The organism is Citrobacter arsenatis (assembly GCF_004353845.1).
GTDB classification, from domain to species: Bacteria; Pseudomonadota; Gammaproteobacteria; order Enterobacterales; family Enterobacteriaceae; genus Citrobacter; species Citrobacter arsenatis.
In genome coordinates this window covers 5,095,061-5,107,436 of record NZ_CP037864.1, presented here as the reverse complement: position 1 = coordinate 5,107,436, position 12,376 = coordinate 5,095,061, and the positions used below count along the sequence as shown (strand labels likewise).

The following is a 12,376-nucleotide window of genomic DNA, read 5'->3' as shown; positions in this document are numbered from 1 at the left end:
CACTCAGCCGGAGATTTTATGCCTGAATTACCTGAAGTCGAAACCAGCCGCCGCGGTATTGAGCCGCATCTGGTAGGGGCTACGATTATGCACGCGACGGTACGTAACGGTCGCTTGCGTTGGCCGGTATCAGAGGAAATCTATCGTCTGAGTGATAAACCCGTTCTTAGCGTACAGCGGCGCGCGAAATATCTGCTGCTGGAGCTATCGGATGGCTGGGTAATTATTCATCTGGGGATGTCGGGTAGTTTGCGTATCCTCCCTGAAGAGCTTCCGGCAGAAAAGCATGACCACGTTGACCTGGTGATGAGTAACGGCAAAGTCCTGCGCTATACCGATCCACGCCGTTTTGGCGCATGGCTGTGGACTAAAGAGCTGGATGGGCATAATGTCCTCGCTCATCTTGGTCCTGAGCCGCTTAGCGATGATTTCAACGCTGATTATCTGCAGCAGAAATGTGCGAAGAAGAAAACTGCGATTAAGCCCTGGCTGATGGATAACAAGCTGGTGGTGGGGGTGGGGAACATCTATGCCAGCGAGTCGCTGTTTGCGGCTGGCATCCATCCTGACCGTCTGGCGTCATCTTTGTCGCAGGACGAGTGTGAACTGCTGGTGCGCGTCATCAAGGCGGTTCTGCTGCGTTCTATCGAGCAGGGTGGGACGACGCTGAAGGACTTTCTGCAAAGTGACGGTAAGCCGGGCTATTTTGCCCAGGAGCTGCAGGTCTATGGGAGAGAAGGTGAACCCTGTCGTGCGTGCGGCGCGCCAATCATTGCGACAAAACACGCCCAGCGCACAACGTTCTATTGCCGCCGCTGTCAGAAATAACACCGTTATTGGCCGGAGGGCGCGTACGTCTCATCCGGCCAAACGTATTACTTCAGTTTACTCAATAAGGCCTGATGGACGTTTTCCGGCAGAAAGTGCGTCACGTCACCCTGGTGGCGGGCGACTTCTTTCACCAATGACGATGAGATAAATGACCACTCTTTAGACGGCATCAGAAAGACGCTTTCCAGTTGCGGCATCAGGTGACGGTTCATATGGGCCAGCTGCATTTCATACTCAAAATCGGCTACCGCACGCAGGCCTCGGATCAGAATGTTAGCCTGATTATCGCGGGCAAAGTTTGCCATCAGATCGCTGAATCCCACAACGTCGACATTACCGAGATGCGCTGTTGCCTGTTGCGCCAGCTCAACGCGCTCTTCAAGGGTAAACATCGGTTTTTTACTGGGACTTGCGGCTATTGCCAGGATCACGTGATCGAACATGTTTGTTGCGCGCGTCACGATATCGAGATGGCCGTTAGTAATGGGATCAAAGGTTCCTGGATAAATCGCCCGTTTTTGCATGACTTGCCTCAATGCGTTTTGGGTGGCAGATAAGGTTCCAGCAGCTGCAGCAGACGCTGTAACGCGCCCTGATTTTGATACAGAACTTCAACTGCGTGACGGCCATAAAAATTACGATAATCTGCATCGGTCAGTAAAGAAGAGACCTCTTTCGCCAACGTGGTTGCGTCAGTGACGGTGATCAATCCGCTTGCCTGTTCGAGACGGGCGCAAATATCTTTAAAATTAAAAGTATGTGGGCCCATCAGTACAGGAATGGCGTGTGCTGCGGCTTCCAGTGGGTTGTGTCCACCACGTTCAACCAGTGAACCGCCGACAAAAGCGAGGTCGGCAATGCCGTACAGTAGCATCAGCTCGCCCATGGTATCGCCGATAACGACCTGAGTACCTGAAGATGGAACTTCTCCCGAAGAGCGTGTGGTATAGCTTAGCCCAGCCTGGCGTACGAGGTTAATGGCATCCGGGAACCGTTCCGGATGTCTGGGAACCAGAATCAGTAAAAGATTGGGGAACTGATTTAATAGCGCCTGATGGGCGGCAATGATGATGCTTTCTTCGCCGTCGTGGGTGCTGGTTGCAATCCATACCGGGCGGTGAGGCGCCCATTGGCGACGCAACGTCACCGCTTTTGCGGCCAGCTGCGGCGTGACGGAAATATCAAACTTCAGACTACCGGTGACGGTAACCTGATTGCTTCTGGCACCAAGCGTAATAAAACGAGCGCCGTCTTCTTCGTTCTGGGCGGCAATCAACGTAATACGACGCAGCAACCGGCCCACAAATTTTCCTAATTTAGCGTAGCCAGCAGCTGAACGAGCTGAAAGGCGTGCGTTGGCAATGACCAGCGGAATGTGGCGCTTATGGAGTGCCGCGATCAGGTTTGGCCACAGCTCGGTTTCCATAATTAACACCAGTTTGGGGTCAACTTTATTCAGAAAACGGTTCAGGGCATCCGGTAAATCGTACGGCAGATAAATATGCTGAACGTCAGTGCCAAAAGCGGATTGTACGCGCTCGGAACCGGTTGGCGTCATGGTGGTGACCGTGATCGGCAAGTCGGGATAACGATGTCGCAGAGCGCGGACTAATGGGATAGCTGCCAGCGTTTCGCCTACAGAAACCGAATGAAGCATGATTCCGCCAGGTTTTAGCGGACGGCGGTAAAAGCCGTAGCGTTCACCCCAGCGTTTACGGTAGGCCGGAGCCTTACGTCCGCGCACCCAAAGCCGTATCCAGATCAAAGGCTGAATAAGGTAGAAAAGGGCGGTGTAAAGCAATTCGAGCATAATGGTAGCTGACTTATGAATGTGCTGGGGATTCTATGTATTTAACTATGGCTTTACCATCATTTTTATCCAGGTTGCATCAAAACGATGGAATTGGTACGACGCTGTTTTAGCTGGAGGCTATTTCAAAAATGCACGTGAGTGCATTTACATCGCTTAACCTCTTGTGCGGCGGAAGTATTCTGGTGAATTGATTGATTTCTTATCTTTATGCTTTTAAAGGGATATTTCTTAGTTTGTTCAAAAAATATTCATTTCGGAATGTATGAGAATAAATGATATACTACTGCGCAATTTCAGGTAGCTAGCAGGCAGAAACCTTTGGAAAACATGGGAGGTAATCTTTGGTTTGTTCATGCAAGGATTATGCGACTCCGATGTATCAGACCTGGTATGTCTGGCGACATGATGCGGATATTAATGCATGAATATTGCTTTTTGTTTGTACAAGTATTTCCCCTATGGCGGGCTACAGCGTGATTTTCTTCGGGTCGCGCTTACGGTTGCTGCCCGTGGTCATCATGTCCAGGTATTTACCCAGTCATGGCAGGGTGAACGCCCCGAAGGACTGGAAATTATACTCGTCCCCGTCACATCCAGAACCAATCATGGGAAAAACGAGCAATATTATCAGTGGGTTCAGACTTATTTAAGTCAGCATCCTGTCGATCGTGTCGTCGGGTTTAACAAAATGCCGGGGTTGGATGTGTATTATGCAGCCGACGTTTGCTACGCGGAGAAAGTCGCCCGTGAGAAAGGCTTTTTCTATAAGTTGACGCGTCGGTATCGGCATTATTCTGCATTTGAAAAAGCCACATTTCAGCAAGGTGCTGGCACTACACTTTTGATGTTAACCGATAAGCAAATTGGTGACTTCAAACATCATTACCAAACTGAGAGCCAACGTTTTCGTATTCTGCCACCAGGAATCTACCCTGACAGAAAGTACAGCCGACAGCCTGAAAACAGCAGACAGATTGTCAGAGAAAAAAACGGTATTGGTCTCGATCAGTTCCTGCTCTTGCAGGTGGGTTCGGATTTCAAACGTAAAGGTGTACCAAGAACATTACAGGCGCTGGCTTCTTTGCCCGAGACTATACGTCAGCGCACGCGATTGATGGTTGTTGGCCAGGATAAGGCCGATCGTTACCGTGCTCAGGCTCGTCAATTAGGGATTGAAGAACAAGTGCAGTTCTTTTCGGGGCGAGATGATGTTGCAGAATTGATGTCTGCTGCTGATTTATTGCTTCACCCGGCGGTTCAGGAAGCTGCTGGTATCGTCTTGTTGGAGGCTGTAGTTGCCGGTCTGCCAGTTTTAACTACAGAAGTGTGCGGCTATGCGGGTTATATTAGCGCCGCCCAATGCGGTGTGGTGATCCCTGAACCTTTTGAGCAAGAACTGCTGAATACAGTACTTTTCGATGCGCTGCAAAATTATGAGCAGAGAAGTCGTTGGGCCGAGAATGCGCGGCATTTTGCTGATACGGAAGATCTCTACAGCCTGGCGGATAAAGCTGCAGATATCATTTTAGGTCCTAAGAATGATTGAATTAAAAGAACCATTTGCCACGCAATGGCAAGGAAAAGACCCGTTTACGGAAGTGACTAAACTGGATGGTGAAGTTTTTCGCGCCCTGGAAACACGGCGTACCCTGCGTTTTGAGATGATGGGTAAGGGTTATTTTCTTAAATATCATCATGGAACAACGCTTAAAGAAGTGGTGAAAAACCTGATTTCTTTACGTATGCCAGTACTGGGCGCAGACCGGGAGTGGCTGGCAATTCACCGCTTAAAGGAACTGAATGTTGACACCATGACCGGTGTTGCATTTGGGCAAAAGGGAGTGAATCCTTTAGAGCGAACCTCATTTATCATCACTGAAGATCTCTCTCCTGCCATTAGTCTTGAAGATTTTTGCGCAAGCTGGGGAGTTGAGCGTCCTGATTTTGTATTAAAACGGACCATTATTACCCGTTTGGCAGAAATGGTGGGTAAAATGCATCGGGGCGGGGTAAATCATCGGGATTGCTATATTTGCCATTTTTTACTCCAACAGCCGATGCCGAAAAATGTTGCGGATATCAAACTTTCCGTAATTGATTTGCATCGTGCACAAATACGTCAGCATGTACCACGTCGTTGGCGGGATAAGGATTTGATTGGACTCTATTTCTCATCGCTTGAGATCGGTCTGACGTCCAGAGATATCTACCGTTTCTTACATGTCTATTTTTCGATGCCATTGCGCGAAATCTTTCGTCAGGAAGTCAGGTTGTTTGAACAGGCTGTCACAAAAGCGCAAAAAATAAGACAAAGAACAATAAGAAAAGCGCTATAAATAACACATGAAGTTTGAGGCCATTTTATGATGAACATTGATTTCCAGAAGCTAATTATTCAAAAATACGTTATCGACAGCTCTACACATGAGAAGAGTAAAAAACTAAGTGTTGCGTATGGCGTCGATCGTAATTTTTTATTTGGCTCCGGCATCTCTATGACGTCAGTATTAGTGAATAATCCTGATATTGATATCCACTTTTATATAGTAACAGACTATATAGATGATGATTATCTGGAGTGCGTCAAACGCCTGACGCAGATGTACAGTACGACAGTGACTGTCCTTGTTTTCGATAACGCGGCATTTCGTGAACTGCCGAGTACGAAAGCATGGACTTATGCAATGTACTATCGTTATTTCGCATTTGAATATTTAAGTACTGAGTTAAGCTCTGTGCTGTACCTTGATGCTGATGTTATTTGTAAAGGTTCTCTACGTGAACTTACCGAGGTTAATTTCTGCGGAGAGTATGCTGCTGTCATCAATGATATCGATGAAGTGCGTCTTAAATCTGGTAACAGGCTTGGCATTCCTGAATTGAGTAACGGTTACTTTAATTCAGGTGTGGTATTTGCGAATCTTAACGTTTGGCGCGAGCAACAGTTATTGACAAAGGCATTTTCGATCTTAGATCAACGCCAAAAGGAACTTCTATATTTTGATCAAGATGTTCTAAATATATTGTTTGTGGGTAATGTGATTTTCCTTGGGCGGGATTTTAACTGTATATATGGTGTGGATCAGGAACTAAAAAATAAAAACAATAAAATTTATCAGGACTATATTACAGATGATACTGTGTTAATACATTATGTCGGTGTCACAAAACCATGGCATACCTGGGCTAAATACCCGGTATCTAAGTTCTTCATTGACGCATATAAAAAATCTGCATGGGCAGAAAAATCCCTATTAAATGCAAATACGGCAAAGTTGTATAAACGTAAGTCACGTCATGAAAGAGTGCAACGAAAATATATCCGTTCGGTACTTAGTCATGTAATGTATATAAAAAATAAGTTACACAATTCAAAGACACATTGAATATAAAATAACAACTTATTGATAATAATTTAAATAGGTATAGCGAATGAACTTTGATTGTCATCAGTCTATAAAAAAGATACTTGAGTTTAATCAAGCGCCAGCCGAACAAAAAACACAACTTAACATCGCTTGGGGTGTTGACAGAAATTTTATGTTTGGTGCCGCAATCTCGATGACATCGGTGCTATTAAATAATAAAGATTTAAATATCCATTTTCATCTTTTTACTGACTACATTGATGCTGATTATCAGCAGCGGATTGCGAAATCAGCAGAACAATTTGCTGCAAATATCTCCATTTATGTTATGGATGCAAATGGGTTAAAAGTATTACCAAGTGGACACGCCTGGTCGCACGCAATGTACTTCAGGTTTATTGCTTTTGAATATCTTGGTGAGAAAATTGACTCGCTTCTATATATTGATGCGGATGTAATTTGTAAAGGTTCACTTTTAGAGCTTACACAAATTGATCTTGGGGAGCATGTTGCAGCAGTAATTACTGATGTTGATGACAGCCCGGCCAGAGATATTAATAAAAATAAAGATTACTTCAATTCAGGTGTCATATTTGCAAATCTAAAGCAGTGGAAAGAACAGAATTTTATCAATGCAGCTTTTGATATCTTATTAGATAAGAAAAATAAACTTTCATTCCCGGACCAAGATGTCTTGAATATTATTTTCTTGAAAAAGGTGATTTTTCTGGAAAGAAGATTTAATGCTATCTATGGTATTAAGCAAGAATTAAAAAGCAAGAATTTTTCGAAATATAAAGAATATATAACGGATGATACAATTCTTATTCATTATATTGGCGTAACTAAACCCTGGAATTCATGGGCAAATTACCCTTCTGCGCAGTTTTTTGTTGATGCCTGGAAAGCTTCGCCCTGGGCAGACCTTCCTTTGTTACCAGCCAGAACGCCAAAGCAGTTTAAAAAGAAATCTCGTCATGAAAGGTTGCAGGGAAAATACTTCGCCTCGATAATTAGCTATATTGGCTATTTACGTGAAAAGCTAAAAAGTAAGTAAAAAAACTCCCGCACGGGAGTTTTTTATTAACGTAGTTTAGTCTTAAGGTATTTCATATACCATTTGAGAGATGCATAATAATTTCCTTTTTTGGCCTCCTGGCGCGAGTAAACCCGATAATCAGTAGGCCTCATACGCGGAGCATAGGAACGCATTTCTGTGTTTCGCCATGGCGTAAAGTGATGGTAGAAAAGGTAGAGTTGCTGCGATAACCCTGTATGTTCTTTATACCAAGGCTTTCTCCCACCGGTGAAGTGGATAATTCTTGGCAGAATATCTTTTTGGTAGAAAAAAGTCTCTTTTTGTTGGTCGGTGAACCAGTTGAACAAGAAATTCCATCGATTATCGATATATTTAACATTACCGTCCATTGCGATATTCAGCGCATCTTGGTCAAAATAAGGTAATGATTTTCCTTGTTCAAAGAGAACGGTATTGGCCTTATGTTCAATGTCGTACTTGAGCCAGTTAGCAATATTAATATACAAAAAACCGGCATTAAAATAATGATCGGTATGGAGACCTAAACGTTTGGCATGTTTTGTATCATGAATGTCAAGAGAATCATGGCTGACAGCACTAATGACATCTTTAATATCTATACAATTAATTTCATTAATTTTGTCAAAGCATAATGTATCCGCATCTAAATAGATAAAATGATCAACTTTATCTTTTAGTAAGCGTGGTACGGCCAGACGCATATAGGTTGAACGGTTCAGGTGTTTGATTGCAAAGTCATTGTTATACTTTTCAATCTCTTCTTTATCGATATTGATAACCTGAATCTTATCACTGGTTGAACGTAGCTTTTTGATTTCTTCATCAGTGACGTCATAGACAAAGACGAAAAATGACATGTCTTGTCCAGGGTTGTTCATTATGACAGACATAATGGACACTGCTACATATTCCAGATAATTGGCGTCTGTGCAGTAAGCAATATTAATAATGTTATTTTTGTTGTCCATTTTATGCTATCTCATTACCTTTCACATTGTCACTATCATGAAGTACCGTATCGATAGCGTCAATAACGGCCTGTTCAGGTATCCACGTCAGGTATTTTTTTGACCGATCGAGTTCATCCCGTGAAGGCATTGGATGGTAATCTCCAGCCCAAATCAATACGGCTTTATCAGACAACGGTTTCCATTGTTGATAATTGGTGGCACCAAACAGGCAAACCTGTGGTGTCTTTAACGCAGCGGCCATGTGCATGGGGGCGGAATCGACACCAATGTACAGGATTGCATGGTCTATCAACGCGGCCAGTTGCAGGAAAGTCGTTTTACCTGCCAGCGTCAGGTCAGGAGAAGATTGACACAGTTCAGCAATGCGCTGGACCTGTTGCTGCTCACTCAATGCTGGCCCACAGGTAAGATAGACGTGCAGACCTCGTTGATGCAGGTGGTCTATAACATGCGCGAATTTATCATCATCCCAGCATTTAAACTCTTGTCTGGCCGTGGGTTGTATAACGACATATTTCTGTGCAGGCAGTGCGGGTAACAGTGATACCAGATGTTGATAATCATCCTGACGATAACTCAGAGACATCTCTTTCTTTAACTCTGCTTCGCTAAACCCAATGCCCCTTAGAATAGATAGGTTTTGTTCAACAATATGCGTCCCAATTGATGGTGTTACTCGCGTAAAGAGTCGGTTCCACTGATCTTTTTCGCGCTTAAAGGCAATTGAGGGACGGCGTAAAGAGGCGATAAGTGCCCCAATTGGCCATTGTTCGGTGAGGTTAACAATCAGGTCATAGTGATTTTTCTTCAGTTGCTGACGCACTGAAAGATAATTCTTTACTGTTGCTACCAGGCCTTGCTTTTTCTCAATGAGATAAAAATTATTGATATCTTTATGGGCAGCCAGGATTGCTTTGGTATCTTTATAGAGGAGCAGATCGATCTTAGCATGCGGATAACGGGCCCGGATACTGGCAATTACAGGCGTGGTTAACAGAACGTCACCATAAAATTTGAGCTTGCAAATAAGAACTCGGTCGACTTTTTCAAACATATTAAAATCCCTTTCGAAAAAATAATCTCTTGCAACCAGATATTATTTTATACCGTATTTCAGAAATGGAACGATCGATATGAGGATATTTCATCTTAAGGATTATTTTTTTCTTGACGATTTTCGTGTCACAGCATGCAAGTGCATTTTGAATATCATTCAGCATACTTTCACTATAACGATAATAACCTTTTTTCTTGCGTAACAGTTTACGACCTTCCAGAAAACAGTTGATAATCATTAGGGTGGCCACGGTACGTTTCGCTTTATTTTTATTCACATAGTTATACATTTTTCGCATAGCAAAGAAGATACTGTCCGCATCGCTATCAATAATGTTCTCGGTAATGCTTTTGTCATTTAATCTATAGTAATAAAGCTTGTTCTCTATTTTTAAAATAGAGCGACATTTGAAATACTGGAACGGACAAAAAATGACATCTTCATAGCGGCGATGCTCTTCAAATCGATCCATACCAATCACGTCACGATGGAAGATTTTCGTCATGAGATGCCATTGTCCGGCACGAAATGTTGGTAACAGCGGTGCGTAGTTATCGTCTGTTAAAATAATTTCTTGTTGTACCAGAGAGTTTTTTGTATCAGATTTGTTCTGATACAACTTGTTGATATCTCTGGTTAAATTGAATTCTACAATATCGTATTTACCCGATTTTAATTTAGGGAGAAGGATAGTGAAATAATCTGGACAGACAATATCATCGCTATCAACAAATCCAATATATTTGCCTGTCGCATGGGCCAGACCAACGTTGCGGGTAATAGCTACGCCTTGATTTTTTTGACTTATAAGCTTGATGTTATCGCACTTTTTTTCACGATAAAAAGCATTAATGCGTTCTTCGGTCTGATCGGTAGAGCCATCATTAACAATTATTATCTCCACCTCGTCAGTGATCCCCTGGTGGATAGATGTCAAGGTATCTGCGATGAATTCAGCATTGTTGTATGTAGGTATAATAATGCTCAGTAAATAACCTGAAGCGCTAATCATGGCTTGATTCTCTCGTAGGATCCAATGTCAGCATCGTTGTTACGCAAAGTGCTAACACGCTGCTCAAGGCTTCACCTTTGGCGTATAATAATAAATCACTCAAGCCATAGATAGCGATAGCGCCTGAGATAACGAACAACAGAGGGCTACGTTGCCAGTAAGCTCTTAAAAACATGGTCGCATAGAGCAAGAGTAGCACAACAACTCCGGTGATGCCCTTCAGTGAAAAGGTATCAGCAATTTCGTTATGTAAATGGACATCAAGGAATTTAATCGCCCCTTGCAGCGACCTATCTTGTACAGCAAACCTCTGAATTTCCGAACTACGTTGTTCAAGTGACTGCCCCCAGAGATGTACTTTCCCTGCCTCAATACCAGCCCGTTGCATTGCAAGTCGCGCGCCAATAGAGGTGTTACTATTGTTTTGGCTATAGGAATGCAAATCGGTCATCGTGTTCTGGTAACGATTTTCAATAATCGATTTAAGCGGAATTGACGCTACCACTACCAGGATCACGAAGCCCAGTAATGCCTTTAATAACATGGTCCGGTTGTGACTATAGCGCATGAGAAACAGGCTGATACTCAGGATCGGATATACCAAAATCGCAGCCCGGGTTTGTGTAGTGATGATAACTGCGAGTGAGATCAAAAAATGTAACAGATACAGTGAAACCGTATGTTTCAGACGCAGATTAATGATCGCTTGTGAGGCTAATAATGCAATTAGCGTCAAAGCGTAAGCCGTGCCGGTTTGATGTTCAAAACCAAGAGCAACGCGGTATTCTAACGGGTCAGCAGCTCCGGCAAGTTGATAACCGGCGAAAAGATACAAACCGATTGCCGTAAGAATCACCCAGACACTAGCGAAGCGGATTTTATTGGCACTTGGCGCATATGATGTTAAAGCGGCGATTACAAGTGCGGCAAAAGCCATCACTTTGCCACCATTCTGGTATGAACGGTAAGCACCGGTAAAGGCTGAGCCGGGTTGTTTAAATATTTCTACCCAAATAATCTGCAATAAACCGAAGAGTAACAACATAAAAGGCAGAACCAGGTTTTGTTTGTTACTGCACACATGCTTTATATTTTTTCCTATAAGTGGCAGAGACAGAGCCGTGGAGAAAATAAATACCTTCAACGCTTCATCTGGATTGACCAGTACCATCGCAAGAGTTGCAAGGATCCCGGCATAAAATAAGAAGTATATAGAATCGAATGGATTATTTTTTATACTATTAATAAAGCGAGAAAACATGTGTTGGCGAAGCATGGTTCATCTCTTAAAGTTAAAGCAAATTATTATCAATCAGCGATGCATTGACTAAGTTAGCGTCCAGATCCTGCAATTTTCCGGAAAGGCTCTGCTGTGTGTATTGATTCTTCCCGTACCCACCAATCAATCCAGGGTCTGTTGGGCCATACAACGTAATATTGGGGCGATCCAGTGCGGCGGTTAAATGACTCAGGCCTGTATCAACCGACACTACAAATTTGGCCCCCGCGAGAACACGGGCGACCTCTTCCAGACTCATCCGTGGCAGGACATCGACGTTAGAAAAACCTTCCGCCAGCCTTCTGGCGCGCGCTTCTTCATGGGGAGCACCCCAGGGCAGTTTAATACGTATGCCCGTGTTATTTAACAGGCCAATAAGCTCCCGCCAGTTGGCTTCGGGCCAGTGCTTATCATCACGCGTTGTGGCATGAAGAAATACGGCATACTGGCCCGCATCAGCATTACGTTCATTCAGAAAATGCTGTGCGATAGCGTAATTACCCTGCGATTGCGGTTTGGCATATCCCAGACTTTTGGCAAACAATTCGCGGGTACGTTCTACTGCGTGCTGCTGCCTGGCAATATGATGTTTGCGATTATAAAACAGGCTAGCCAGCGGTTCGCGGGCTGTGCTCCAGTCCATACCATGCTTGATGCCACGAGCCAGACGCGTAACCAACGCCGCACTTTTGACCAGGCCCTGCGCATCAATTATCGCGTCATACTGCTGTAAACGCACCGCATCGCGGAACGTTTTACGCTCGGCTTTAATCGGTGCTGAAAACCAGGCTTTACGCCAACGACGAATCGCTACTGGAATAACCCGGTCAACGGCTGCGTGCCAGGAAGGGATCTGCGCGAACCCTTCTTCCACTACCCAATCAAATTGAATATCCGGGATGGCCTGTTGTGCATCGGTTAATGCGGGCAACGTATGCAGTACATCGCCCATAGAAGACGTTTTAACGATCAGAACCCGCATCCG

Annotated in this window: 12 protein-coding genes; 5 read left to right on the top strand and 7 right to left on the bottom strand. The window is 44.1% G+C overall.

The window, feature by feature from the left end:
• Positions 1-18: 18 nt before the first annotated feature.
• Positions 19-828: a bifunctional DNA-formamidopyrimidine glycosylase/DNA-(apurinic or apyrimidinic site) lyase gene (gene mutM, locus E1B03_RS25620; protein ID WP_103769418.1), complete on the top strand. Its 810-nt coding sequence runs from the start codon at positions 19-21 to the stop codon at positions 826-828.
• A gap of 47 nt (positions 829-875) precedes the next feature.
• Here mutM and coaD read toward each other — a convergent pair whose 3' ends face one another.
• Together coaD and waaA are read right to left on the bottom strand one after the other, a co-directional pair.
• The gene (gene coaD / locus E1B03_RS25615; protein WP_103769419.1) at positions 876-1,355 is read right to left on the bottom strand and encodes a pantetheine-phosphate adenylyltransferase; all 480 of its coding nucleotides are present in this window, start codon (positions 1,353-1,355) and stop codon (positions 876-878) included.
• Between the two features lie 8 nt (positions 1,356-1,363).
• Positions 1,364-2,641: a lipid IV(A) 3-deoxy-D-manno-octulosonic acid transferase gene (gene waaA / locus E1B03_RS25610; RefSeq protein WP_103769420.1), complete on the bottom strand. Its 1,278-nt coding sequence runs from the start codon at positions 2,639-2,641 to the stop codon at positions 1,364-1,366.
• Positions 2,642-3,065: 424 nt separating this feature from the next.
• Here waaA and E1B03_RS25605 point away from each other — a divergent pair, with 424 nt between their 5' ends.
• The 4 genes from E1B03_RS25605 to E1B03_RS25590 are packed head-to-tail and all read left to right on the top strand — an operon-like array spanning position 3,066 to position 7,069.
• A complete protein-coding gene (locus tag E1B03_RS25605) occupies positions 3,066-4,190 on the top strand; it encodes a glycosyltransferase family 4 protein (protein WP_133087146.1) in 1,125 nt (374 codons plus the stop codon).
• Entirely contained in the window at positions 4,183-4,980 is a 798-nt protein-coding gene (gene rfaP, locus E1B03_RS25600) for a lipopolysaccharide core heptose(I) kinase RfaP (RefSeq protein WP_133087145.1), read from the top strand. Before E1B03_RS25605 ends, rfaP begins: the two co-directional genes overlap by 8 nt.
• A 27-nt stretch (positions 4,981-5,007) precedes the next feature.
• Positions 5,008-6,030 (top strand): glycosyltransferase family 8 protein, encoded by a 1,023-nt coding sequence (locus tag E1B03_RS25595; RefSeq protein ID WP_246044134.1) that lies wholly within the window; start codon positions 5,008-5,010, stop codon positions 6,028-6,030.
• A gap of 46 nt (positions 6,031-6,076) precedes the next feature.
• Complete coding sequence (locus E1B03_RS25590) at positions 6,077-7,069, top strand: glycosyltransferase family 8 protein (RefSeq protein WP_133087144.1); 993 nt, start codon at positions 6,077-6,079, stop codon at positions 7,067-7,069.
• A gap of 26 nt (positions 7,070-7,095) precedes the next feature.
• Here E1B03_RS25590 and E1B03_RS25585 read toward each other — a convergent pair whose 3' ends face one another.
• From E1B03_RS25585 to rfaC, 5 genes are read right to left on the bottom strand one after another with little or no spacing between them, the layout of a single operon-like run.
• Entirely contained in the window at positions 7,096-8,040 is a 945-nt protein-coding gene (locus E1B03_RS25585) for a glycosyltransferase family 8 protein (RefSeq protein ID WP_103769424.1), read from the bottom strand.
• 1 nt (position 8,041) lies between these two features.
• Positions 8,042-9,097 (bottom strand): lipopolysaccharide core heptosyltransferase RfaQ, encoded by a 1,056-nt coding sequence (gene rfaQ, locus E1B03_RS25580; protein ID WP_103769425.1) that lies wholly within the window; start codon positions 9,095-9,097, stop codon positions 8,042-8,044.
• A 1-nt stretch (position 9,098) separates the two neighbouring features.
• Positions 9,099-10,112 carry a glycosyltransferase family 2 protein gene (locus E1B03_RS25575; protein WP_133087143.1) on the bottom strand — a complete coding sequence of 338 codons (1,014 nt, stop codon included), beginning with the start codon at positions 10,110-10,112 and terminating at the stop codon, positions 9,099-9,101.
• Positions 10,105-11,388 (bottom strand): O-antigen ligase family protein, encoded by a 1,284-nt coding sequence (locus tag E1B03_RS25570; protein ID WP_207949457.1) that lies wholly within the window; start codon positions 11,386-11,388, stop codon positions 10,105-10,107. The genes E1B03_RS25575 and E1B03_RS25570 overlap by 8 nt, the downstream gene beginning before the upstream one ends.
• 16 nt (positions 11,389-11,404) lie before the next feature.
• Positions 11,405-12,373 (bottom strand): lipopolysaccharide heptosyltransferase RfaC, encoded by a 969-nt coding sequence (gene rfaC / locus E1B03_RS25565; protein ID WP_103769427.1) that lies wholly within the window; start codon positions 12,371-12,373, stop codon positions 11,405-11,407.
• Positions 12,374-12,376: the final 3 nt, after the last annotated feature.